The sequence below is a fragment of the Yersinia aldovae 670-83 genome, assembly GCF_000834395.1.
Lineage (GTDB): Bacteria > Pseudomonadota > Gammaproteobacteria > Enterobacterales > Enterobacteriaceae > Yersinia > Yersinia aldovae.
This window is the reverse complement of record NZ_CP009781.1, coordinates 2233835-2259628: the sequence shown is the minus strand read 5'-3', so window position 1 is coordinate 2259628 and position 25794 is coordinate 2233835. Positions and strand designations below refer to the sequence as shown.

Here is a 25794-nt window from a genome sequence, read left to right as displayed (position 1 = left end):
TTCTGTCAGCTCTTTTTTCTGTTTACGCAAGATTTTCGAAATATGCCTCCAACGCCTCCAGCTGTTCGCTGGCATCCTCAATGGCGTTGAATGTGCGCCGAAACTGGTCGTTAGGGGCGTGCTCCTGGAGATACCAAGAGACGTGCTTACGTGCAATACGAAATCCCTTGCCTGGACCATAAAAGTCGTGCAATTCCCGTATATGCCCGTTTAACAAGCGCTGTACTTCGCCAAGTGGCATCGGTGGCAGCAGCTCCCCTGTGTCCAGGTAATGCTGGATTTCCCGGAAGATCCAAGGTCTTCCCTGAGCGGCACGTCCTATCATCAGAGCATCAGCTCCAGTGTAGTCGAGCACCGCTCTGGCTTTATGCGGGTCAGTGATGTCACCATTCGCGATAACGGGAATGGAAACAGTCTGCTTAACTGCCCGAATACTGTCGTACTCCGCCTCACCATTAAACAGGCAAGAACGGGTTCGGCCATGAATCGTCAGGGCTTGTATACCACAGTTTTCGGCTAGTTGGGCAATTTCTATACAGTTACGGTGTTCTGGCGACCAACCCGTCCGGATCTTCAACGTTACTGGAACATCTACCGCATTAACCACAGCGGAGAGGATCTGTTTGACCAGTTCAGGATGCTGCAATAATGCTGATCCTGCCAGTTTGCGATTCACTTTCTTGGCCGGGCATCCCATATTGATGTCAATGATTTGAGCACCATTCGCCACATTGATTCTGGCGGCTGCTGCCATCTCATGCGGGTCGTTACCGGCAATTTGCACGGTACGAATCCCCGGCTCATCACTATGAACCATGCGCAAACGCGACTTATCTGTCCGCCACACTTCTGGATTAGAAGAGAGCATTTCAGATACAGCCATCCCAGCCCCCATGCCATGACATAGCGTTCTGAAGGGGCGATCTGTGATACCCGCCATCGGAGCGGCAATCAGGCAATTTGTAAGCTGGATGTGTCCAATGCGCATAGACAAAGAATGACCACACTGTGTCCGTAAGGGCGCGTATATTACGCATTTTTGCGCTCAGATGAAAGGCCAAACTTTGACCAATTAATTAAAAAAGCGCAATAAAGAATAAGATAATCTGGGTTAATTAATTATTTATTCATATATAACATGATGTTAATTCTATTTGGTTAAATGATGCGCTTTGATATTTTCTGCTAAACAACATCATTATCGACTGGTTATGCAGTATGAATGCGGTCAATAGTGCTGATTTATTCATCAAATCAACGATAAAGCACAGATATAAATCAGTCGTATATCAAATTTCGGACAAAAAAAGTTGTCTTGGGTTGCACTCAATACTCATTCGATATGGACAACCTTGCCCCCCGCGCTGGTGTACTGTGTTCGCGAGGGCAGTTCTTGCATTTTTACTTTTTGATACCGGTGATGCGGCACCATTCTTCTTTCTCAGCGACCGCATCGAGGGTGAACTTATCCTCATAAGCCTGCGCGACACCCACAGCTTGAGTTGCCAGCACGCCGGATAAACCCAGATGCCCGCCTGCAACGGGCAGGACGCTTATCAGCGGAGCCAGTTCTCGCAATGGGCCAGCCAGAATATTAGCGACGACCACGTCAGCAGATAAGTCTGCCGGCTGGTCTTTGGCGAGATATAGCGCCAAACGCTCTGAAACGCCGTTACGCTGCGCGTTATCACGGCTGGCTTGAATGGCTTGAGGATCGATATCGATGCCAATAGCGTGCGCTGCACCGAGTTTTAGCGCCGCTATCGCCAGGATGCCAGAGCCACAACCGAAATCGATAACCGTCTTGCCGGTCAGATCCAGGCTATCGAGCCATTGCAGGCATAATGCGGTGGTCGGATGGGTGCCGGTACCAAAGGCCAAACCGGGGTCGAGTATCACATTGACCGCCGTTGGGTCGGGCACATCACGCCAGCTCGGGCAAATCCATAAGCGCTCGCCAAAACGCATTGGATGGAAGTTATCCATCCATTCACGTTCCCAATCTTTATCTTCCAGTTGCTCGATTTTATGGACAAAACCTTTACCGAGCTGCGGATTGTATTCCAGCATGGCAATCACGTCTGCCATATCGGTTTCAGCATCATATAGACCGATGACATCGGTATCACCCCACAGCCGGGTTTCCCCTGGTAGCGGCTCAAACACCGGATTATCGTGAGTATCTTGAAACGTTACCGATACTGCGCCGCTTTCGATTAGCGCATCCCCAAGGGATTCGGCCTGATTGCCGGTAGTGTTTAATTTTAGTTGAATCCAAGGCATAACTTTTCTCTCAAAAGCTCAATTCCCTTAATCTTTCAAGTCGCAGGGATGTTGGCTGTGCTCACGCACCCGAATCACTTGACTGTGTAAGCTCATCGGGATGCCCTCGCTTGCCGCCTTCCTGCATCTTGAAATCGATTGGGTATATAATTGAGCTGATATAAATTAATCGTTTCTAATCAGCGTTAACTACCACGGGCTGTCGCGCTCTAGCCCGGTCGCCAAACTGATTACCGATATAAAACGCCAGTAGATTGAGCACCAGCGACGGCACTATCGGGTGCAGACCGGCTATTTTAAGGTTGAAACTGGCCAGTACGGTATAGCATACCGCACCGACAATCATCGCGCTAAGCGCGCCGTGAGCATTGGCCCGCTCCCAGTACAGCCCCAGCACCAATGGCCACAGGAATACCGCTTCCAGGCCGCCAAAGGCCAGCAGGTTAAGCCAGATAATCATTTCTGGTGGCCGCCAGGCGGCAAGCAGCAGTAATAGCCCAAGAACCAGTGTCGATAAGCTGGAAATTCGCGCCAACTTACGTTCATTCTTCAACTCATCTGGCCACAGATTGAGATATAAATCTTTCACGATGGTGGCAGAAGATTGCAGCAACTGAGCATTGATGGTGGACATGATCGCCGCCATCGGTGCTGCCAGAAAGATCCCCGCAGCAAACGGTGGCAGCACGGTTATCATCAGCGTTGGGATCACCTGATCGGGAACCTTCAGATCCGGTAGGATCGCCCGCCCCAATGCGCCAGCCAGATGCATACCAAACATCAGGATTGCCACCACAATGGTGCCAAGGATAATACCGCGATGTACCGCTTTGCTATCACGATACGAAATACAGCGCACGGCGGTATGTGGCAGGCCAATGACCCCAAAGCATACCAAAATCCAGAATGATGCCATAAAGGGCAGATCGAGGATCTGATCGCCCCCTTGCGGGGAAACTAGCGCTGGATCGATATGTTGCAGGGTTTCGACGGCTTTATGCAGCCCGCCTGCGGCATGGATTACCGCCACTAGTAGCAAGATGGTGCCAACCAGCATTACCAGCCCTTGCAAAGCATCATTCAGCACACTGGCGCGGAAGCCACCAAAAGAGGTATACAGCGCGATACTGATACCAAATATTAATAAGCCGGTATCGTAAGGAATACCTGCCGCGGTTTCCAGTAAACGAGCGCCACCAATAAATTGTACCGTCATGGCTCCGACAAACGCCACCAACAGGCTAACACTGGCCAGCCACACCAGTAACCGGCTCTGATAGCGGGCATACAGCATATCGTTGAGGGTTACGGCGTTATAGCGACGGGCTAAAATGGCAAATTTCTTACCCAGAACGCCCAGTGACAGCCAGACCGCAGGTAACTGGATCATCGCCAATAACACCCAACCAAGGCCATATTTATAGGCTGCACCCGGCCCGCCGATAAATGAGCTGGCACTGATATAAGTGGCGGTTAGGGTCATTGCCAGTACGAATCCCCCCATCGAGCGATTGCCGATAAAGTATTCGTTGAGAAAATTTCCTGTTTTGCGGCGGGTATAGGCATACACGGATAAGCCAAATACCATGACCAGATAGCCCACCAGTGGCAGGACAACATCAGTTTGCATTATCGTCCTCCAGTGAGATGTCGCGGAAGACAAAACGCACCATCAGAACGCAAAATACAATAAACACCAGTGGCAGCGCGATACAGGCGGCTTCAAACCAGACCGGTAGGCCGCTTATCCCAGCAATGTTACCCGGTAAATACGCCGTTATTATCCACCCAGCCAGATAAGCCAGCGTTAAGCCAAAGGCCCAGCGCGCTTCTTTATTGGCTTGTAGAAATCTTGTATCCATGTCTTTTCCCCATACCCTTGGTACTTGGCACTACAGTGTTGTTAGCTGCTCTCACGTACCCGAATTAACTTATCGGATTTCATTAGATTGCCGCTTTGCTACAACGCCAATGACTTGGGTATAAAAGCATAAACAAAGTTTAAAAAGAAAAAGGCCGATGATTAACCGGCCCTGATATAAAAGGTAAAACTCATGAAAGGCGAAATATTAGGTTTCTTGCAACCCGAGTTTTTTCTCCAGATAGTGGATATTGGTGCCACCGTGCTGGAAGTTTTCGTCGTTCATGATGCGTTGCTGTAACTCAACGTTGGTCTTGATGCCATCGATAATGAGTTCTGCCAGCGCATTCTTCATGCGGGCAATAGCAACATCACGGTTTTCACCGTAAGTAATCAGCTTGCCGATCATGGAGTCATAATATGGCGGCACGGTATAACCGGCGTAAATATGAGACTCCCAACGCACACCAAAACCGCCCGGCGCATGGAAACGGGTAATTTTACCCGGACTTGGCAGGAAGGTGTTTGGATCTTCGGCGTTGATACGGCATTCCACTGCGTGGCCGTGTACCTTCACTTCATCTTGTTTGATAGAGAGAGGTTGGCCCGCCGCGATGCGCAGCTGTTCTTTGATCAAATCGACACCGGTAATCATTTCGGTAACTGGGTGTTCAACCTGAATACGGGTGTTCATTTCAATGAAATAGAACTCGCCGTTTTCATACAGGAACTCAAAGGTTCCTGCACCGCGATAACCGATATCCACACAAGCTTTCGCGCAGCGCTCGCCGATATAACGGCGCATTTCGCTGGTAATACCGGGGGCTGGTGCCTCTTCAACCACTTTCTGGTGACGGCGCTGCATAGAGCAGTCACGTTCAGCCAGATAGATAGCTTTACCCTGACCGTCAGCCAAAATCTGAATTTCGATATGGCGTGGGTTTTCCAGGTATTTTTCCATGTAAACCATGTCGTTATTGAAAGCCGCTTTGGCTTCCGCACGGGTCATGTTAATGGATTGTTCAAGATCTTTGTCGTGACGAACTACACGCATACCACGACCACCGCCACCGCCAGATGCCTTGATAATGACCGGATAACCGATTCGTTTGGCAAAGGCTTTGTTCTTGGTAGTGTCGTCATCCAGTGGGCCATCAGAGCCTGGTACGCAAGGTACACCGGCTTTCTTCATAGCATTGATCGCGGAAACCTTGTCACCCATCAGGCGAATGGTTTCGGCGCGTGGGCCGATGAAGATGAAACCTGAACGTTCTACCTGTTCGGCAAAATCAGCATTTTCAGACAGGAAACCATAGCCGGGGTGAATTGCCACCGCGCCGGTGATCTCAGCAGCAGAAATGATTGCCGGGATGTTCAGATAGCTTTTAACAGATGGCGCGGGACCAATACAGACGGTCTCGTCAGCCAGTAATACGTGTTTAAGATCACGATCCGCAACAGAGTGAACTGCCACAGTTTTGATCCCCAGCTCTTTACAAGCTCGCAGGATACGTAGCGCAATCTCACCGCGGTTAGCGATTACGATTTTATCAAGCATGGAACGCCTCGTTACTCGATGACGACAAGAGGCTCGTCGAATTCAACCGGTTGACCATTTTCAACCAGAATGGCTTTTACAGTACCGGATTTATCTGCTTCGATTTGGTTCATCATTTTCATCGCTTCAACGATGCAAAGAGTGTCACCAGCAGAAACTTTCTGACCTACTTCAATGAAGGCTTTCGCATCCGGGCTCGGGGTGCGGTAGAAAGTACCGACCATTGGGGAGCGCACTATATGGCCACTGATAGCAGCCGGTGCTGCGGCTTCAGCAGGTGCTGGAGCAACGGCTGCTGCCAGCGCTGGCTGTTGCTGTGGTGCAGCAAACGCATACGGCTGTTGCATCATTGGGTAGTTTGGTGCGGCGGGAGCACGACTGATACGTACTGACTCTTCGCCTTCTGAGATTTCCAGCTCTGAAATGCCGGACTCTTCAACCAGTTCGATCAGTTTCTTAATCTTACGAATATCCATGAGTGTGATTCCGTACTCTTTGTGTGTTGCATTAGTTGGATTTTGACAAGCGATTTACCGCTGCCTGTAAAGCAAAGTTGTAGCCATCTGCGCCAAGTCCACAGATTACGCCAACCGCGATATCAGAGAGATATGAATGATGACGGAAAGGCTCCCTGGAATGCACGTTAGACAAGTGGATCTCGATAAACGGGATCTGCACACCTAGCAATGCATCGCGCAGCGCCACGCTGGTATGCGTAAACGCTGCCGGGTTGATCAGGATAAAATCGATATTACCCCGAGCCTGATGAATTCTATCGATCAGCGCATGTTCTGCATTCGACTGCAAATGGGACAGCGCCACATCCATTCCCTGAGCTTGAGCCTCTAACTGGCTGACAATCTCAGCCAGTGTGGTGTAACCGTACTTTTCCGGTTCACGCGTTCCAAGCAGATTCAGGTTTGGGCCATTTAGAAGCAAAATGTGAAACTTATCCGACATTGTGCAGGTATCTCCGGCAATTAGTCCATCATCGTAAAAAATAACCTGATGTCACCGATTTGTCACCTTTTTACGACGAAATTGACACTGCGATCGGCACTAAGGTCGGGCATTATAATGATATCGTAGCAATTAGCAGCTAAATACTGGTCTTATCAGCGAAGATATTCAATAGAAAAAATAGCGAACTGTGCGTTTGGCATTATTTATGATGGGGAGAACGATGATAAGTTCAGGCAGTTAGCGGCACCATTGGCGGAATTTTTTATAACGCAGCGCCAGCAAGATGATTGCCGTTATTGCGTACAAAATAGGCTGTGGAGACAGCGTTTTAACCGACCAAAGATAATGAATTGGTGCAAGAATGGCGACAACATACACCAAATTATGCAGTTTTTGCCAGTTGGGTCCCATTTTTCGTTGCGCCCACAAAGTGGATGTTACGGCTAACGAGAGTAACAATAGCCAACTGATAATGCCCAACGTCAGGTAGGGGCGGGTAACCAGTTCTCGCCCTAACAGGCTGATATTACTCAATCCTAACTCCAGAACAGAATAACTGACCAGATGCAGCGTGCCCCAGGCAAAACACCACAATCCGAGCAGGCGACGGCAGCGGATCAGCAATGGCTGCTTGCCGTAGCGTGCCAGCGGCGTGACCAACAATGTCGCCAGTAACAATTTCAATGTCATGCGGCCGGTAAAGTGTTGAATGTCTTTGGCGGGATCAGCGCTGAACCAACCCTGATCGACCGATAAAACCAGCCACAGGAACGGTAAGGATGCCGCCAGCCAGATAGCCACTTTTAGCCATTTAATTTGCCGCAAGCTGAGTCGCATCAGAAATTCACCCTTAAGTCTAAACCACGATACAGCGAGGCAACCTGATCGGCATAACCGTTAAACAGTAGCGTCGGTTGGCGCTGTACATCTAAAATGCCGCCTGAACCGATAAAACGCTCGGTAGCCTGCGACCAGCGTGGGTGGTCAACATGCGGGTTTACGTTGGCATAAAAACCGTATTCGTTAGGCGCACTCAGGTTCCAGGTGGTGGGCGGCTGGTCATGAGTCAGGCGAATATGAACAATGGACTTTATTCCTTTAAAACCGTATTTCCACGGCGTGATAAGCCGCAGTGGTGCACCATTTTGTGGCGGTAGGGCTTTGCCATACACACCTAAAGTCATAAAGGCCAGTGGGTTCATGGCCTCATCCAAGCGTAATCCTTCGACATAAGGGTATTTCAGGCCGCCGCCAATAAAGCGATCTTCCTGCCCTGGCATTTGATCCGGTGCGTAAAGTGTCTGAAACGCGACGTAGCGGGCATTACTGGTGGGTTCAACCAGTTTTAGCAATTTGCCCAATTCAAAACCGATCCACGGCACCACCATTGACCAGGCTTCAACGCAGCGCATCCGGTAAATGCGCTCTTCAAGCGGGAAGCGTTTCATGAGATCATCAATGTCGAGTGTCATCGGTTTAGCCACATCTCCATCAATCCGTATTTGCCAACCTTCTGTCTTTAGCGTGCCCGCATTGGCCGCAGGATCGGCTTTATCCAGACCAAACTCATAGAAGTTATTGTAACCGGTCACTTTGTCTTCTGGCGTCATTGCCAGATCGGGGTGATAAGCCGTTGATTGGGTAAACGTCAATGGCTTGCCTGACGGCGCTTTAGGGCGGCCATTACCTTTAAACCAGGCCAGTAAATCCGCCTGCGCTGATGTGGGTAACGCCAGTGTGGCAGCGGTGACGCCCAATGCCTGTAATATCTTACGGCGCTGGTAAAAAAGGCTTTCCGGTGTGACATCCGCTTCAGTCAACTTGGCTGGCTTTTTAGCCTGATGACTTAAATGAGATAAAAAATTGCGCATAGCATTACTCCATTGGTCTGGGGAGTCATACGGACAGTGAATGTATCAATCATGGCGGCTTATGGGGGGAAGTGCGAGGGAATGAAGAAAAATATGAAATTTCTGAGGAGGGGAAATACGGGTGACAGAGATAGCCACCCGATGCCTGTTTTTAGTAAAACAAATATTAGCGAATCTTAACCAACGTCCGGCCGGTAACTTTATTGGCTAGCAGGTTTGCCGCCGCATCTGGTGTATCAGCCAGCGTGATGGATTGTGATGCTTGCCGATAGAAGCTTTCAGGTAAGACTTTCAGCAGCCGCTGCCAGGCTTGTTGGCGGCGCGGTTGCGGTGTCATCACCGAATCCACGCCCTGCAAGCGCACATTGCGCAGAATAAAGGGCATCACGGTGGTAGGGAGCGAATAACCGCCAGCCAAACCACAAGCTGCGACGGTGGCGTTGTAACTCATCTGTGCCAGCACTTTAGCCAGTAACTTGTCGCCAACCGTATCAATGGCACCGGCCCACAATTGTTTCTCCAATGGACGCGAAGCATCAAGATAATCGTTGCGCGATAGCACCCGATGCGCGCCCAGACTCTTCAAATATTCGCTGTTACTGTCGCGGCCAGAAATGGCAGCAATCTGATATCCCAGCGCGCAGAGCAGGGCGATTGCGGTGCTGCCGACACCGCCACTGGCCCCGGTGACCACCACTTCGCCGCTTTCTGGCGTCACACCACCTTCCTCCAGCGCCATCACACACAGCATCGCGGTAAACCCGGCGGTGCCGATAATCATGGCATTACGTGGGTCCATCCCTTCAGGCATCGGCACCAGCCAGTCACCATTAACGCGCGCTTGTTCCGCTAAACCACCCCAGTGGTTTTCGCCAACTCCCCAACCGGTCAGTAACACTGACTGGCCGACATGAAAACGCGGATCTTCGCTGCTATGAACGGTTCCGGCAAAATCAATGCCTGGCACCATCGGGAATTCGCGGATAATTTTCCCTTTTCCGGTGATCGCCAATGCATCTTTATAATTCAGACTGGACCAATTGACGTCAACCGTGACATTACCCGCAGGCAGTTGTGAGGGTGAGATGTTACGTACTTCGGCGGTAGTACGACCTTCAATTTGCTCAAGGACAAGCGCTCGCATATAACACTCCTAATACCCTGCCGGCTTCACGTTGCAGCGTGGTTATCATCGATACTTACTGGCTGCAACGCCAATGAGGTGAGGTATGCATTATGAGAAACACAGAAACGTATGGGCTAAGAGTGAGCCAATATAGTGTTAACGGCAACTTTTGAGCCTGATCAAGGACAAAAATCATGTCGATGGTTTTTGTCAGCAGCTATTCTTTAACCAGGGATTGCACGAACGTCAGGGAAAAAGAGCAAATTATTGTGTATTTATCGCATCATGAGGTAAAAAATCAGCGTTGCGCCCGGTTTTTGTCATATAGTGTTCTCCCCAAGGAGCTGAGGGCTTTTTTCCATTTAATTGCACAACGCAAGGCTAAGGGATGCGATTTACAACCAAACTTTCTGCGTTTATGACGCTGCTGGTCGTATTGGCGATGTGTTTAGTGTTACTGGGCAGTACCGTCAGTTTCTTCTATTTATGCCAGAAAAAAATGGAGCACCGTCTCCAGAGCATCGTGACGGCTTATGATCAGTCACTATTACAGCAACCGGCAGATAAACAACGTGAATGGTTGCCGCTGATGATGCAGGCCATTGGTGTGGTGGAACTCAGTGTGAATAACCAGACCAGCACCTTGTATCATCTTAAACTCCCAGCGATTTATGCTCCCTGGAATCAAGCAAGCCGCTATCGCACTTTGGCGCTGCCGATGCTGCATCAGTCGGGGGCGACTATGCATTTTACCTATATCGACCCCCTCAAAAGCTATACCCGCTCCCTTTATGCGGCGGCAATTCTGTCACTGGTCGTTGTGCTGGTGGGATTGACGCTGCTACTGAGCTTCCGCTGGCTGCGGGATCAAACGGCAGGGCAGGAGAAACTTGAGCGACGAGCCAAGCGTATTCTCAATGGTGAACGCGAATATGCCATTCGTAGTGAGGATTATGAATGGCCTCCTTGTGCGAGCCGGGCCATCGACCATCTATTGGCGGAGTTAGCGGAGGTTCGCGAAGAGCGTAATCGCGTTGATACGTTAATTCGCACGTTTGCTGCTCAGGATGGCAAGACCGGGCTAAACAACCGCCAGTTTTTTGATAACCAACTGACGACTCAGTTGGAGGAACCCGGCGCGCATGGTGTAGTCATGGTGGTGCAGTTACCGGACTTTGATAGCCTGAATGACACGAGAGATAATCAGCAAGTACAAGAATTGATGAGTTCGTTGATTAACCTGCTGTCCACATTTGTCGCCCGTTACCCCTCGGCCTTGCTAGCCCGTTATCTAAATAGTGACATGGCAATCTTATTGCCACACAAAACACTGAAAGATGCTGAGGTTATGGCCGCTCAGTTGGTCAACGCCGTCGGATCGCTACCAGAACCACATATAATTGACCGTGAGTCACTGTTGCATATTGGAATTGTGGCTTACCGCCGTGGAGAATCGGCAGAACAGATTATGGATAATGCTGGACAAGCGACTAAAAATGCGGCGTTGTATGGGGGTAACGGTTGGTATGTGTATGATACGCAGGTACCCGAAAGTGGCCGTGGTAGTGTTAAATGGCGTACTTTGCTGGAACAAACACTGGTAAACGGTGGCCCACGGTTATATCAAAAACCCGTCATTACTGTAGACGGTAAAGTTCATCATCGTGAAGTGATTAGCCGTATATATGATGGCGAGAAAGAGTTACTGGCTGCTGAATTCATGCCATTGGTACAATTGCTCGGATTAGCGGAACGCTATGACCGTCAGAAAATTGATCGGATAATTCCTTTATTAGCTTTATGGCCGGACGAAACTCTGGCATTTTCTATCTGCGTTGATTCATTATTACAGCGTCCTTTCCAGCGCTGGCTGCGGGATACGCTATTGCAATGCAGAAAATCTGACAGAAAGCGTATTATCTTTGAACTTGCAGAGGCAGATGTGTGTCAACATATCGATCAAATCCGCCCGATGATCCGTTTGCTGCTCGGTGTAGGGTGCAAAGTGATGGTTTCACAGGCTGGATTGACGGTTGTCAGCACCTCTTATCTTAAGTTGTTGCGGGTTGAAATGATAAAGCTTCATCCCGGATTAGTAAGAAGCATTAATTTACGTTATGAAAATCAGCTATTTGTCGAAAGTTTGACCGGTGCCTGTGCAGGAACACATGCGAAAGTTTTTGCGGCAGAAGTTCTTACCCGTGAAGAATGGCAAACGCTACAGGCGAAAGGTGTTCATGGCGGGCAGGGCAATTTTTTTGCTCCGCCGATGCCTTTGAACGCCGGAAAGAAAAAATATTCGTAATAGGGCCATGTTTAGCCTGATCGTTGAGCAAAAATTAACGTAGAATGTGTCAACCATTTCCGTAAATCGTTGGTGGGCGCTTACTTTCAACGAGAATCAGGTTAAATGTTAGATTTTATGTGCTGTGTTACGCCAGTCGTTACACAGAGTCCGTGTTGTGTCGGGGCGGTTATTCAACCTTTACTGGCAAGATGGGCTTTGATTGCAACGAGATGTGAATAACGCAGCTACTTTTTCACCGAATCAGGACGTTTTTGCGCCTTGTCGCTGCTTCGTGTGGTTGGTAAAGTAGGCGGATTTTATTTTCCGCCCCCAGCTTGCAGGATTATCCTTTCGTTATGTTTAAGAAATTTCGTGGCATGTTTTCCAACGACTTGTCCATCGACTTGGGTACCGCCAATACCCTTATTTATGTTAAAGGACAAGGCATTGTACTGAATGAACCTTCAGTGGTTGCTATTCGCCAGGATCGTGCCGGTTCACCGAAGAGCGTTGCGGCTGTGGGCCATGATGCCAAGCAGATGCTAGGGCGTACCCCTGGCAATATCGCAGCTATTCGCCCGATGAAAGACGGCGTTATTGCCGATTTCTTTGTCACTGAGAAAATGCTGCAACACTTTATCAAGCAAGTTCACAGCAACAGCTTTATGCGCCCAAGTCCGCGTGTCTTGGTGTGCGTACCGGTCGGGGCAACTCAGGTTGAGCGCCGTGCGATCCGTGAATCTGCTCAGGGCGCAGGTGCGCGTGAAGTGTTTCTGATTGAAGAACCAATGGCCGCAGCGATTGGTGCTGGCCTGCCTGTTTCTGAAGCAACCGGTTCAATGGTTGTGGATATTGGTGGCGGTACCACAGAAGTGGCCGTTATCTCTCTAAATGGCGTGGTTTACTCTTCTTCTGTTCGTATCGGTGGTGACCGTTTCGATGAAGCTATCATTAATTATGTGCGTCGTAACTACGGTTCATTGATTGGTGAAGCCACGGCTGAGCGTATCAAGCACAGCATTGGTTCTGCTTATCCGGGTGATGAAGTTCTGGAAATCGAAGTCCGTGGCCGTAACCTGGCTGAAGGTGTACCTCGTGGCTTTACTCTGAACTCCAATGAGATTCTCGAAGCGCTGCAAGAGCCACTGACCGGTATTGTTAGCGCGGTTATGGTTGCGCTGGAGCAGTGCCCGCCAGAATTGGCTTCCGATATCTCTGAACGCGGTATGGTATTGACCGGTGGTGGCGCATTGTTGCGCAACCTGGATCGCCTGCTGATGGAAGAGACCGGTATTCCGGTGGTGGTAGCAGAAGATCCATTGACCTGCGTAGCACGCGGCGGTGGTAAAGCGTTGGAAATGATCGACATGCATGGCGGCGATTTGTTCAGCGAAGAATAATAGTCAGCCAAAAAAGAGGAGGGCCAGATCAGATTGTTTGGCACCTCCTTTTGTCGTCGAGGAATACGCATAACTTATGAAGCCGATTTTTAGCCGGGGTCCATCCCTGCAACTGCGACTTTTTTTTGCCGTTCTTGCAGCCATTGCGTTGGTTATCGCCGATAGCCGGTTGGGTACGTTTGTTAAAATACGGACCTACATGGACACCGCCGTCAGTCCTTTCTATTTTCTGGCCAACGGGCCACGAAAAGTTCTCGACAATGTTTCCGAAACTCTGGCTACCCGTGGGCAGTTGGAGCTGGAAAACCGTGCATTGCGCCAAGAGTTGTTACTGAAAAATACTGATTTACAGTTACTTGGGCAATTTAAGCAGGAAAATAACCGCTTACGTGAATTGCTTGGTTCTCCGTTGCGTCAAGATGAGCAAAAAATGGTGACTCAGGTGATGTCCAGTGGGACAGATCCCTATAGTGATCAGGTTGTTATCGATAAAGGTTCTAACAATGGCGTGTACGAAGGCCAGCCGGTTATTAGTGACCGTGGTGTCGTAGGCCAGGTTGTCGCGGTGAGTAAGTTAACCAGCCGCGTATTATTGATTTGCGATGCTTCCCATGCGCTACCTATTCAGGTACTGCGCAATGATATTCGGGTGATTGCTGCCGGCAGTGGTTGTACTGATGACCTATTACTGGAGCATTTGCCTAGCAATACCGATATTCGTGTTGGTGATGTATTGGTCACGTCTGGCTTGGGTGGTCGCTTCCCCGAAGGGTATCCGGTGGCCGTAGTGTCTTCTGTCAAAGTGGATAACCAGCGTGCTTACACCGTGATTCAGGCACGCCCAACCGCTGATTTACAACGCTTACGTTACCTGTTGTTATTGTGGGGCGCTGATCGTAATGGCGATGTTCCGTTACCCGCGGATGAAGTGCGTCGCGTGGCGAACGAACGTCTGGCACCAATGATGTCACAGGTGCTACCTGCTGCTGACGCGATGGGGCCACCGGCTCCGCCTGCGATGGTGGCTCCCGCCACAGTCACTACGCCGGGAGTCTCGCCATGAACCGTTACAGCAGTAATGGACGTTGGGTTATCTGGTTATCATTCCTGATTGCTATGGTGCTGCAAATTATGCCGTGGCCGGAACAGATTTATATGTTCCGCCCCTCTTGGTTGGCATTGATATTAATTTATTGGGTGATGGCGTTACCGCACCGGGTGAATGTAGGTACCGGATTTATTCTTGGGCTGATTATGGATCTCATTTTAGGATCAACCCTTGGGGTGCGTGCGCTGGCACTGAGTATCGTGGCCTATCTGGTGGCGTTTAAGTTTCAGCTTTTCCGCAACATGGCACTGTGGCAGCAGGCGCTCATCGTCATGCTCCTTTCGCTGACAATGGATGTCGTGGTGTTCTGGTCTGAGTTTTTAGTGATTAATGTCTCATTCCGCCCAGAAGTTTTCTGGAGCAGTGTAGTAAACGGTATTCTATGGCCTTGGCTATTCTTATTAATGCGTAAAATTCGCCGTAAATTTTCGGTGCAATAAGGACTGAAGACCCATGACCGCCCTGTATCTTGCCTCCGGTTCCCCGCGTCGCCGCGAATTACTGACTCTGCTTGATGTGTCCTTTGAGGTGTTACAAACCGATGTTGAAGAACAACGTCGCCCTGAGGAAAGCCCGTCAGAATATGTACAACGCCTGGCGCAGGACAAAGCACGAGCAGGTGTGATGGTTGCACCACAGGATTTGCCGGTATTAGGGGCAGATACCATCGTGGTGTTAAATGGGCAAGTGCTGGAAAAACCACGAGATAAAACACATGCACAGCAAATGTTGAGTGCATTATCCGGCAAATCGCATCAGGTCATCACTGCGGTGTCGCTCGCTGACCGGCAAGACGTATTATCTGTCATGGTGGTGACAGATGTGACATTTCGTGTGTTATCCCAATTAGAAATCAGTAATTATATTGCTACCGGTGAACCCACGGACAAAGCGGGCGCTTACGGTATTCAGGGGAAAGGTGGTTGCTTCGTCAGATCCATTGCTGGCAGTTATCATGCCGTGGTGGGGTTGCCGTTAGTTGAAACCCATGAATTACTAAGTAATTTCATTGCGCTACGTAATGTGAGAGGAATACATGACAGCTGAATTACTGATCAATATCACACCGTCTGAAACGCGGGTTGCCTATATTGATGGTGGCATCCTGCAAGAAATACACATTGAGCGTGAAGCCAAAAGAGGGATCGTCGGCAATATCTACAAAGGCCGTGTCAGCCGGGTGTTGCCGGGGATGCAGGCGGCTTTTGTCGATATAGGTCTGGATAAGGCAGCCTTCCTTCATGCCTCCGATATCATGCCCCACACCGAATGCGTGGCTGGGGATGAACAGAAAAATTTCAATGTGCGCGATATCGCCGAACTGGTCCGTCAGGGGCAGGATTTAATGGTACAGGTGGTGAAAGATCCACTTGGCACCAAAGGCGCACGTTTGACGACCGATATCACCCTGCCTTCCCGTTATCTGGTGCTAATGCCCGGAGCGGCACATGTGGGCGTTTCTCAGCGTATAGAGAGTGAAGCTGAACGCGAACGGCTGAAAAAGACCGTGGCCGCGTATTGTGATGAGCAGGGTGGATTTATTATTCGCACCGCTGCGGAAGGTATTGGTGAAGAGGAATTATCTGCCGATGCTGCCTTCCTTAAACGTTTGTGGACTAAAGTTCAGGAACGTAAGAAGCGCAATATCACCAAATATAAGCTGTATGGCGAGATGGCGCTGGCGCAACGTGTGTTACGTGACTTTGCCGGGGCTGCGCTGGATAAAATCCGCGTTGACTCCAAGTTGACTTACGATTTGCTGGTAGAATTTACCAGCGAATATATTCCGGAAATGACCGCGAAGCTGGAGTTATATACCGGCAAGCAGCCGATTTTTGATCTCTTTGATGTCGAAAACGAAATTCAGCGCTCGTTAGAACGGAAAGTTGAGCTAAAATCAGGCGGTTACCTGATTATCGATCAGACAGAAGCCATGACGACGGTGGATATTAATACCGGTGCTTTTGTCGGCCATCGCAATCTGGACGAAACTATTTTCAATACCAATATTGAAGCCACGCAAGCCATCGCCCGCCAGTTGCGGATGCGTAATCTCGGTGGAATTATCATTATTGATTTCATTGATATGAGTAATGAAGAACATCGCCGGCGTGTATTGCATTCACTGGAACAGGCTCTCAGTAAAGATCGGGTAAAAACCAGTATTAACGGTTTCTCTCAGCTAGGCTTAGTTGAAATGACCCGCAAACGCACGCGGGAGAGCATCGAACATGTGTTGTGCAATGAATGCCCGACGTGTCGTGGCCGTGGCACGGTGAAATCGGTTGAAACGGTGTGCTACGAAATTTTGCGTGAAATTGTCCGTGTACACCATGCTTATGATTCTGATCGCTTTTTGGTTTATGCGTCACCAGCGGTAGGGGAAGCGCTGAAAGGCGAAGAATCTCATGCGCTGGCAGAAGTGGAAATCTTCGTCGGTAAGCAGGTGAAAGTTCAGATTGAGCCACTGTATAACCAAGAACAGTTTGATGTGGTGATGATGTAAGCACTCCCTGGCCTTACAGGGATATACCCGTCATCTTTCAAACTGCAGGTGTGTTGGCTGCGTTCAATCACCCGAATCACTTAACTGATGTAAGTGATTCGGGATTCATTCGCTTGCCGCCTTCCTGCATTTCGAAATCTATTGGGCATGGGGTCTATCAATACCCGCTGCCACATTTGTAGCGGATGCCAAGGAGAGAAGTGTGAGGCGACTGCCCAAGATAATGTTCGCAACAGGCGTCACAATAGTTGTTGTGGTGGCGCTGTTGGTCAGTGGGCTACGCATGATGTTGCCGCTCATCAACGATTATCGCCCGCAAATAGTGGCTAAGATCCAGTCCGTCAGCGGTATCCCTCTGGAAATAGGGTTCATGCAAGGGGCGTGGGAATCTTTTGGCCCGACGTTAGAATTACGCGATATCCAGGTGAAATTGCCGCACGCCGATTGGCAGGTACAACGGGTAACGCTGGCACTGGATGTATGGCAATCGCTGCTGCACTGGCGCTGGCAATTGCGCGATATGACCTTCTATCAGTTGCAGTTGAACCTCAACACCACACTGGATATGCAGCAAAATAACAGCCGCAATCTTGAAGCGGGTAATCTGGCCGATATCTTCTTGCGTCGGTTAGACCATTTTGACCTGCGTGACAGCCGTATTTCGTTTCTCACTCCCTCTGGCCCGCGTGCCAAATTAGATATACCACAACTGACCTGGCTTAACTCCCATAACCGGCATCGTGCTGAAGGCGAAATCAGTCTGTCCACCATTAATGGCCAGCATGGTGTAGTGCAGGTGCGGATGGATTTGCACGACAATCAGGGCATTCTTAATAACGGCACAGTTTATATGCAGGCCGACAATATCGACCTGAAACCGTGGATCAGTCGCTGGCTACGGGCTAATACCGGGTTGAATAGCGCAGAATTCAGCCTGGCGGCGTGGTTAACGATTAAAAGTGGCGAAATCTACCACGGCAATGTGCTGCTCAGCGAGGGGCAGGCTAACTGGACTGTGGCGGGTAAAGCACATCAGCTAGCGGTGGATAATTTTGTGCTGGAAGGCCGCCGACAGGGCAATGGTTGGCAAATTGATGCGCCGGAACTGAATCTGAAAACCGATGGTCAGACATGGCCTAAAGGGTATTTGTCCGCACTGTGGCTACCTGAAAATACCCAATTCATCGGCCCGGATCAACCTCAAGAGTTACGTATTCGTGCTACCAATATTCAGTTGGAGCGGGTGGGACCATTGTTACCCACCCTGTCACTTTTCACACCGGAACTACTCGATAGCTGGGCTGACTTACAACCACAAGGCCGCGTGGATGCACTGGCATTGGACATTCCCATTAGCCAGCCGGAAAAAACCCGTTTTCAAGCTAAATGGCACGATGTCAGTTGGCAACACTGGAATCTGCTGCCAGGGGTGAATCATTTTGCCGGTGCGCTGAGGGGGTCGGCTGAAAATGGGCGATTGGATATCAACCTCAAAGACAGCACATTGCCCTATGGTGATATGTTCCGCGCGCCGCTGGAAGTGAGTCAGGCCAGTGGATCACTGAACTGGCAGGTGGATAATAAAGGCTGGGAGCTGTGGAGCGACCAACTGGATGTGCGGGCTAAGTCTTTGTGGAGTACCGGCAGTTTCCGCTATCAGCAACCGGATACAGGGCAGCCTTGGCTGAAAATTCTGGCCGGTATCCGCCTGTATGATGCGACCGATGCCTGGCGCTATTTCCCTGAGCCGCTGATGGGTAAGAAGCTGGCAGACTATCTGACCGAGGCGTTACAGGGTGGGCAGGTAGACAACGCCACGCTTATCTATAACGGCAATCCTCATGATTTCCCTTACAAAAAGAAAGAGGGGCAGTTTCAGGTTTATGTGCCGCTGCGTAACGCCACCTTCCAGTTCCAACCGGATTGGCCCGCGCTTGAAAATCTGGCTATCGACCTCGATTTCCTCAATGAAGGGCTGTGGATGGACGCCCCCCACGCCATGCTGGGGAATGTCACGGGCCGCAATATCACGGCGATTATTCCGGATTATCTGAAAGAAAAGTTATATGTCGATGCTGAGGTTGTCGGTGAGGGGAGCGATGTCCATGACTACTTTACCGAGACGCCACTTAATGATTCGGTCGCGGCAGCACTGGAAGAGTTGCAGGTGGGTGGTGAAGTTAGTGGGCGCTTACATCTAGATATTCCGTTGGAAGAGAATCGCATCACTCATGCCAGTGGTGAAGTGACGCTGCATAACAACAGCCTGCTGGTTAAGCCGTTACAGAGTCAGTTAGAGAATATCAGCGGTAAATTCCGTTTTAATGATGGCAATCTCGATAGCGATACCTTATCCGCCAACTGGTTCGGGCAGCCGCTGGTGGTTGATTTCACTACACAAGAGCAGCCGAAGAACTTTCTGGTCAATGTAGGGCTGCGCGGCGACTGGTTACCCGCGAAGTTACCCGGCGTACCGGATGAAGTGGCGAAATTACTTAATGGCAGTGCCAACTGGCAAGGTAAGGTCGCGGTACAATTGCCTAAGAATGGTAAGCCAAATTACAAAATTGATGTCAACGCCGACTTGAAAAAAGTGAGCAGTCACTTACCACCACCGCTGGATAAAACAACGGGTCAGGTGTTACCGTTACATGTTCAGGCGGTAGGGGGACTGGGCGATTTCACCCTCTCAGGGACGGCGGGTAACAATAGCGCTTTCAACAGCCAGTGGTTACTGCAAAAAGAGAACGTAGAGTTGGCGCGAGCCATTTGGCAAACCGACAGCAAAAAAATACCGCAGCTCCCTGAAAGCAACGGTCTGGTGCTCAAATTACCCGCCCTTGATGGGGAACGCTGGCTGGCATTGTTGGCTCCGCAATTTGCGGTGATAGCCGCCCCTTTCGCTTCAGCGGATCAAGCGAAAATCAAAGGCAGCAGCACCAATGTCATTTTGCCGAAACGCCTGACCTTGCAGACACCACAGCTATTCGTGGGTGGGCAGGCATGGCACCAATTGACCTTATTGATCGAGCCGCTGCTAAGTGGCACGAAACTGACAGCCAAAGGGCAAGAGGTTGATGGTAGCTTGCTAATGGCGGCCCATGCCCCGTGGCATGGCGATATCAGTTACCTCTATTACAACCCGCAATGGGGCGGCAGTGAGGCGAAAAATCCGCTCAAACAAGCGGCCTTGCAGACGCCAAAAAGTGCCAACACAATCTCGTTCCATGATTGGCCAGCACTGCAATTGCGTTGCAAAGAGTGCTGGATTTTGGGCCAGAATATTGGGCGGGTTAATGCAGATTTAACACCGAAAGGCTCGGTACTGGCGCTGACTAACGGATTGATTGAAGCGGGTAATGGAGGAGCTAAAGTTTCCGGTCAATGGCAGCAAGATGGTAATGGTGATAAAACGGCGTTTAACATTACGCTGAATGGGCCAAAAATTGATGAAACTATCTCGTTCTTTGGGTTATCAACCCCGATCAAGGGCGCATCTTTTGATATCAACGCCGATGTAAGCTGGCACGGTGTTCCCTGGCAGCCACAGATAAATACCCTGAATGGGACATTAATAACTAAATTGGGCAGAGGCCAACTGAGTGATCTCGGTGGTGGACGCGCGGGGCAGTTACTGCGTCTGGTGAGTTTTGACGCACTATTACGTAAGCTCCAGCTCGATTTTAGTGATACGTTTAGTCGTGACTTCGCATTTGACTCAATTCGCGGTACTGCCGACATTAAAAATGGCGTGATGCATACCAATGACTTAGTGGTGGATGGCCTGGCGGCCGATATTGCTATGAACGGCAATGTCGATTTGGTTAAGCGGCAGATAGATATGGAAGCGGTTATCACCCCCGATATTTCAGCTACCGTCGGTGTCGCGACCGCCTTTGCAATTAATCCAGTGGTTGGCGCAGCCGTCTTTGCGGCATCTAAGATTTTAGGGCCGTTATGGAGTAAGGTTTCGCTGATTCGTTACCAGATTACCGGCAACATCGATCAACCGAATATCCATGAAGTATTACGCCAGCTAAAGGAGAGTAAGGCGCCATGAAAAATGCCAATGTTGCATTATTGCAGTTATGCAGCGGTGAAAATATCCGTGACAATCTGGCTCAAATTGAGCAACAGATCAAACAGTTAAGCTCAGGTATTAAACTGGTTATGACGCCTGAAAACGCATTGCTATTCGCCAATGCAGCGTCTTATCGAAAGAATGCCGAGCCACATAATGATGGGCCATTGCAACAGGAAGTGCGTGAAATGGCGCGTAAGTATGGTGTCTGGATACAGGTTGGCTCCATGCCGATGGAAAGCCGCGAGTCACCTGATTTGATCACCAGCAGCAGCTTGTTGTTTGATGATCAAGGTGAGTTGAAAGCCCGCTATGACAAAATACATATGTTTGATGTGGACATTAACGATACACATGGCCACTACCGTGAGTCTGATACCTATCAACCGGGCCAGCAACTGACCGTGGTGGACACGCCGGTAGGTCGCCTTGGCATGACCGTTTGCTATGATTTGCGTTTCCCTGGTTTGTTCCAGGCTTTGCGGGCGCAAGGTGCTGAGATTATCTCTGTTCCAGCAGCCTTTACCAAAATGACCGGTGAAGCGCACTGGGAAATATTATTGCGCGCACGGGCGATTGAAAACCAGTGTGTGATACTGGCCGCAGCACAGGTCGGGCGGCATGGTGCCACTCGCCGCACTTGGGGCCACTCCATGGCGGTTGATGCCTGGGGTAAAATCATTGGGCAGAATCCAGATGCGGTTGCTGCTTTAAAAGTCAAAATTGAAACCACAGGTTTGAAAAATATTCGTAACCAGATGCCGGTGTTGCAGCATAATCGCTTCCTGCCGCCGCTGGTGCCGTCGTTGAATAAACCATCTAATTAAGAGTGAAAATTATGAGCCTCTCGTTTGTCAGTGAGCAGTTACTCGCTGCTAACAAGCTGAACCATCAGGACTTGTTCTCAGTGTTGGGGCAGTTGGCTGAACGCCGCCTCGATTATGCTGACCTGTATTTCCAGTCCAGCTTCCATGAGGCATGGGTGTTGGAAGACAGCATCATTAAAGATGGCTCTTACAATATTGATCAGGGCGTGGGCGTGCGTGCGGTCAGCGGTGAAAAGACCGGTTTTGCTTACGCGGATCAAATCACTCTGAATGCTTTGCAGCAAAGTGCCCATGCCGCGCGCAGCATTGTACGTGACACCGGTAACGGTCAAGTGCGTACCTTGGGTGAGATTGGCTATCAGGCACTCTATCCGCTGCTCGACCCGCTACAAAGTTTGTCGCGCGAAGACAAAATCGCTTTACTGCATCGCGTGGATAAAGTCGCGCGCGCTGCTGATAAGCGCGTACAGGAAGTCAGCGCCAGTTTGACCGGTGTCTATGAGCAAATCCTGGTCGCCGCAACGGATGGCACACTGGCGGCAGATGTGCGCCCACTGGTGCGGTTATCGGTTAGCGTATTGGTGGAAGACAATGGTAAACGCGAACGCGGTGCCAGTGGTGGCGGTGGCCGTTTCGGCTATGATTACTTCCTGGAAACTGTCGACGGTGAAGTGCGTGCCGATAACTTTGCCAATGAAGCGGTTCGTATGGCGCTGGTGAATCTATCTGCTGTCGCAGCACCTGCCGGTGCAATGCCAGTTGTATTGGGCGCAGGCTGGCCGGGCGTGTTGCTGCATGAAGCGGTCGGTCATGGTTTGGAAGGTGACTTCAATCGCCGTGGCAGCTCGGTATTTAGTGGGCAAATGGGTCAATTGGTCGCTTCAGAACTCTGTACTGTGGTGGATGATGGCACCATGCAAGGCCGTCGCGGATCGCTGGCGATCGACGATGAAGGTGTACCGGGCCAATACAACGTATTGATTGAGAACGGTATTCTGAAAGGCTATATGCAGGATAAACTGAATGCGCGCCTGATGGGGGTTGCACCGACCGGTAACGGCCGCCGTGAATCCTATGCACACTTACCCATGCCTCGGATGACTAACACTTATATGTTGGCCGGTAAATCGACACCGGAAGAGATTATCGCCAGTGTGGAGTATGGCCTGTATGCACCTAATTTTGGTGGTGGTCAGGTGGATATCACTTCCGGTAAGTTTGTGTTTTCAACCTCTGAAGCGTATTTAATCGAAAAAGGCAAAATCACCCGCGCGGTAAAAGGGGCCACTTTGATTGGCTCCGGTATTGAAGCCATGCAGCAGATTTCGATGGTCGGTAACGATCTGGCGCTGGATAAAGGTGTCGGCGTTTGCGGAAAAGAGGGGCAAAGCCTGCCGGTGGGTGTTGGTCAACCAACCCTGAAGCTGGATAATCTGACAGTAGGCGGTACAGCGTAAAAGTGGTTAGCTGGGTGCTTAGTTTAGAATTAAATTAAGCACCGAATAACTATGATGTATTCAGCGATAGCCCTGATATACCTCTGCAACCCGTTTAAAATACTCGATCAAATAATCGATACAGACCTGAACCTTGAGCGGCATTTTATCTTTCTCGGTATATAGCGCATATACCGGGCGGGGATCGGAATGGTATTTTTTGAACAGTATCTCCACCTCGCCCCGCTTGATTTCTTCTATTACCCACATCAATGGCGCATAAGCAATGCCCGTACCAGCGTTGAGCCAACGGATCATGGTTTGTGAGTCGTTCGTGACAAAGCGACCTTGGGGGGATATTTGCGTGGTAATGCCTTCCGGCGCGATCAATTCAAAGTTACTGTCAGGCCGCACGCTGTATTCCAGCCAGGAGAAATTGGTCATATCGCTGGGTTTTTCTGGCGTGCCATGTTGCGCTAAATAACTTTTAGCGGCGCAGACCACCATCGGCATAGAGCCGAGACGGCGCGAAAATAACCCTGAATCCTGCAACGCGCCAACGCGGATCACCACATCTAAACCATTAGCAATTAAATCGGGCGCGGGAATGCCGGTGACTAAATTAACCGACAGACCGGGATACTCTTTGAGCATCTCTACGGTCATGGTGGCCAGCACATTTTGCGCCATCGTTGAGGAACATCCGATGCGTAAGGTGCCGGTTGGCGTATTGTTAAAAGCATATAACTGCTCATGAACTTCCTGCACTTCCTGCAACATCCGCCGACAACCCTGATAATAAATCCGGCCTGCTTCCGTTAAACCAATACGGCGAGTACTGCGGTTAAGCAGCTTAACATTCAGCTCCGTTTCCAGCTTTGATACTGTTTGGCTGATGGACGACACACTCATCTCCAACTGCCGGGCTGTGGCAGTAAAAGACCCACACTCAACCACTTTGGCGAATACTGACATCCGTTTTAATCTTTCCATTATTCACCTTGAGTTGATTTTTTGCTCTGTATCAATTGTTAACGTGTGATTGATTGTTAACTCTGGCTTAAAAGTGATTTAGATCACGCATTGTAGATAAGTTTATAATAAGCAGGCTAATATACAGCGGTCGGGAGAATCGTTTTAGGTTTGAAAACCGCGCAGTCGAAGTGTTATCTCACCGGGTTCACGTTGCAGTCGCACTGATCAATCAAGTTTAACCTATAAGTCAGCCATTTGGCTGATGCTTTGGTAGTGGTTTCTGGTGATTGGATGAGTTCACTCGTGCGTTTTATTATTTATTCAAGCTGGTTCACTGGCACTTATATATAGAAAGGATCTACAGAATGACGTTGCTTCCGGTGATGGTGATATTTGGTCTCTCGTTTCCGCCAATATTTTTTGAGCTGCTCCTTTCGCTGGCGCTGTTCTTTGTTTTGCACCGTGTGCTGCAACCCACTGGCATTTATGAATTTGTTTGGCATCCAGCTCTCTTTAATTCCGCGCTGTTTTGTTGCCTTTTCTACTTAATATCCTGTTTTTTTTCCTGAGGTCGCCGTGAGTACTTTTTCATTAAAAATAATCCGTATCGGCATCACCTTATTGGTGGTTTTACTGGCGGTTATCGCTATTTTCAAAGTCTGGGCTTTTTATACCGAATCACCGTGGACTCGTGATGCTAAATTTACTGCCGATGTGGTCGCTATCGCGCCAGATGTCAGTGGGCTTATCACCGAGGTGCCAGTAAAAGATAACCAACTGGTGCAAAAAGGCCAGATCTTATTCGTTATTGACCAACCCCGTTACCAGCAGGCATTGGCAGAATCTGAAGCGGATGTGGCTTACTACCAGACGCTGGCTGCGGAAAAACAACGTGAGTCCGGCAGACGGCAGCGCCTGGGAATTCAGGCCATGTCACAAGAAGAGATTGATCAATCCAACAACGTATTGCAAACCGTAAGACATCAGTTGGCTAAAGCCATCGCAGTTCGTGATTTGGCCAAACTTGATTTAGAGCGAACTACCGTGCGGGCACCTGCGCAAGGTTGGATTACAAACCTGAATGTCCATGCCGGAGAGTTTATTAACCGTGGTGCCACCGCCGTTGCATTGGTTAAAAAAGATACTTTTTATATTTTAGCTTATTTGGAAGAGACTAAATTAGAAGGAGTTAAACCGGGATATCGGGCGGAAATCACCCCATTGGGCAGCAACCGTATCTTGCACGGTACTGTCGACAGCATCTCGGCGGGGATCACCAACAGTAGCAGCAGTATTGATACCAAAGGATTGGCGACGATTGATAACAATCTGGAATGGGTTCGCTTGGCGCAACGCGTGCCGGTGAAGATCCACCTCGATAGTGGAGATCAGCAGCATTCGTATCCGGCGGGCACGACTGCGACAGTCGTTATCACTAGAGCGAATGACCGCACTCCAAACCAAATTTCGCCGATCGTCAAACTGATGCATCGTCTACGCGAGTTTGGCTAA

General features: G+C 49.8%; 22 protein-coding genes. 11 read left to right on the top strand and 11 right to left on the bottom strand.

What is annotated here, in order from left to right; all coding sequences use genetic code 11:
- Window positions 1-22 precede the first annotated feature (22 nt).
- The 10 genes from dusB to acuI form a co-directional block, all read right to left on the bottom strand.
- The gene (gene dusB, locus AT01_RS10310; RefSeq protein WP_042547094.1) at window positions 23-988 is read right to left on the bottom strand and encodes a tRNA dihydrouridine synthase DusB; all 966 of its coding nucleotides are present in this window, start codon (window positions 986-988) and stop codon (window positions 23-25) included.
- Between the two features lie 413 nt (window positions 989-1401).
- Window positions 1402-2283 (bottom strand): 50S ribosomal protein L11 methyltransferase, encoded by an 882-nt coding sequence (gene prmA / locus AT01_RS10305; protein ID WP_042547093.1) that lies wholly within the window; start codon window positions 2281-2283, stop codon window positions 1402-1404.
- A 175-nt stretch (window positions 2284-2458) separates the two neighbouring features.
- Window positions 2459-3913 (bottom strand): sodium/pantothenate symporter, encoded by a 1455-nt coding sequence (gene panF / locus AT01_RS10300; RefSeq protein ID WP_042547092.1) that lies wholly within the window; start codon window positions 3911-3913, stop codon window positions 2459-2461.
- Window positions 3903-4145 (bottom strand): YhdT family protein, encoded by a 243-nt coding sequence (locus AT01_RS10295; protein WP_042547091.1) that lies wholly within the window; start codon window positions 4143-4145, stop codon window positions 3903-3905. The genes panF and AT01_RS10295 overlap by 11 nt, the downstream gene beginning before the upstream one ends.
- A gap of 207 nt (window positions 4146-4352) precedes the next feature.
- On the bottom strand, window positions 4353-5702 hold the full coding sequence (gene accC / locus AT01_RS10290) for an acetyl-CoA carboxylase biotin carboxylase subunit (RefSeq protein WP_004701476.1): 1350 nt from the start codon (window positions 5700-5702) through the stop codon (window positions 4353-4355).
- Between the two features lie 11 nt (window positions 5703-5713).
- Window positions 5714-6178, bottom strand: a complete 465-nt coding sequence (gene accB, locus AT01_RS10285) for an acetyl-CoA carboxylase biotin carboxyl carrier protein (protein ID WP_004701474.1) — start codon at window positions 6176-6178, stop codon at window positions 5714-5716.
- 31 nt (window positions 6179-6209) lie between these two features.
- On the bottom strand, window positions 6210-6662 hold the full coding sequence (gene aroQ, locus AT01_RS10280; RefSeq protein ID WP_042547090.1) for a type II 3-dehydroquinate dehydratase: 453 nt from the start codon (window positions 6660-6662) through the stop codon (window positions 6210-6212).
- Between the two features lie 240 nt (window positions 6663-6902).
- The gene (gene msrQ / locus AT01_RS10275) at window positions 6903-7502 is read right to left on the bottom strand and encodes a protein-methionine-sulfoxide reductase heme-binding subunit MsrQ (RefSeq protein ID WP_042547089.1); all 600 of its coding nucleotides are present in this window, start codon (window positions 7500-7502) and stop codon (window positions 6903-6905) included.
- Complete coding sequence (gene msrP / locus AT01_RS10270) at window positions 7502-8536, bottom strand: protein-methionine-sulfoxide reductase catalytic subunit MsrP (RefSeq protein ID WP_042547088.1); 1035 nt, start codon at window positions 8534-8536, stop codon at window positions 7502-7504. Before msrP ends, msrQ begins: the two co-directional genes overlap by 1 nt.
- Window positions 8537-8702: 166 nt before the next feature.
- Window positions 8703-9680 carry an acrylyl-CoA reductase (NADPH) gene (gene acuI / locus AT01_RS10265; protein ID WP_042547087.1) on the bottom strand — a complete coding sequence of 326 codons (978 nt, stop codon included), beginning with the start codon at window positions 9678-9680 and terminating at the stop codon, window positions 8703-8705.
- A gap of 370 nt (window positions 9681-10050) precedes the next feature.
- On the opposite strand from acuI, the gene csrD reads away from it, so the two are divergent.
- From csrD to tldD, 9 genes are all read left to right on the top strand, one after another.
- Window positions 10051-11967: an RNase E specificity factor CsrD gene (gene csrD / locus AT01_RS10260; protein ID WP_042547086.1), complete on the top strand. Its 1917-nt coding sequence runs from the start codon at window positions 10051-10053 to the stop codon at window positions 11965-11967.
- 338 nt (window positions 11968-12305) lie between these two features.
- Window positions 12306-13349 (top strand): rod shape-determining protein MreB, encoded by a 1044-nt coding sequence (gene mreB / locus AT01_RS10255; protein WP_002228205.1) that lies wholly within the window; start codon window positions 12306-12308, stop codon window positions 13347-13349.
- A 76-nt stretch (window positions 13350-13425) separates the two neighbouring features.
- Window positions 13426-14412 carry a rod shape-determining protein MreC gene (mreC, locus tag AT01_RS10250; protein WP_042547085.1) on the top strand — a complete coding sequence of 329 codons (987 nt, stop codon included), beginning with the start codon at window positions 13426-13428 and terminating at the stop codon, window positions 14410-14412.
- Window positions 14409-14897 carry a rod shape-determining protein MreD gene (mreD, locus tag AT01_RS10245; RefSeq protein WP_042547084.1) on the top strand — a complete coding sequence of 163 codons (489 nt, stop codon included), beginning with the start codon at window positions 14409-14411 and terminating at the stop codon, window positions 14895-14897. The genes mreC and mreD overlap by 4 nt, the downstream gene beginning before the upstream one ends.
- Window positions 14898-14910: 13 nt before the next feature.
- Window positions 14911-15504 (top strand): Maf family protein, encoded by a 594-nt coding sequence (locus AT01_RS10240; protein ID WP_004701458.1) that lies wholly within the window; start codon window positions 14911-14913, stop codon window positions 15502-15504.
- Entirely contained in the window at window positions 15494-16963 is a 1470-nt protein-coding gene (gene rng / locus AT01_RS10235) for a ribonuclease G (RefSeq protein ID WP_042547083.1), read from the top strand. The genes AT01_RS10240 and rng overlap by 11 nt, the downstream gene beginning before the upstream one ends.
- A 202-nt stretch (window positions 16964-17165) precedes the next feature.
- On the top strand, window positions 17166-21023 hold the full coding sequence (gene yhdP / locus AT01_RS10230; protein WP_071841511.1) for an AsmA2 domain-containing protein YhdP: 3858 nt from the start codon (window positions 17166-17168) through the stop codon (window positions 21021-21023).
- Window positions 21020-21871: a deaminated glutathione amidase gene (gene nit1 / locus AT01_RS10225; RefSeq protein ID WP_042547081.1), complete on the top strand. Its 852-nt coding sequence runs from the start codon at window positions 21020-21022 to the stop codon at window positions 21869-21871. Before yhdP ends, nit1 begins: the two co-directional genes overlap by 4 nt.
- 11 nt (window positions 21872-21882) lie before the next feature.
- On the top strand, window positions 21883-23328 hold the full coding sequence (tldD, locus tag AT01_RS10220) for a metalloprotease TldD (protein ID WP_042547080.1): 1446 nt from the start codon (window positions 21883-21885) through the stop codon (window positions 23326-23328).
- Between the two features lie 60 nt (window positions 23329-23388).
- Here the strand turns inward: tldD and aaeR are convergent, their stop codons facing one another.
- Complete coding sequence (gene aaeR, locus AT01_RS10215) at window positions 23389-24300, bottom strand: HTH-type transcriptional activator AaeR (RefSeq protein ID WP_042547079.1); 912 nt, start codon at window positions 24298-24300, stop codon at window positions 23389-23391.
- 347 nt (window positions 24301-24647) lie between these two features.
- On the opposite strand from aaeR, the gene aaeX reads away from it, so the two are divergent.
- Together aaeX and aaeA are read left to right on the top strand one after the other, a co-directional pair.
- On the top strand, window positions 24648-24851 hold the full coding sequence (gene aaeX / locus AT01_RS10210) for a p-hydroxybenzoic acid efflux pump operon protein AaeX (protein WP_042547078.1): 204 nt from the start codon (window positions 24648-24650) through the stop codon (window positions 24849-24851).
- Between the two features lie 7 nt (window positions 24852-24858).
- The gene (aaeA, locus tag AT01_RS10205; protein ID WP_042547077.1) at window positions 24859-25794 is read left to right on the top strand and encodes a p-hydroxybenzoic acid efflux pump subunit AaeA; all 936 of its coding nucleotides are present in this window, start codon (window positions 24859-24861) and stop codon (window positions 25792-25794) included.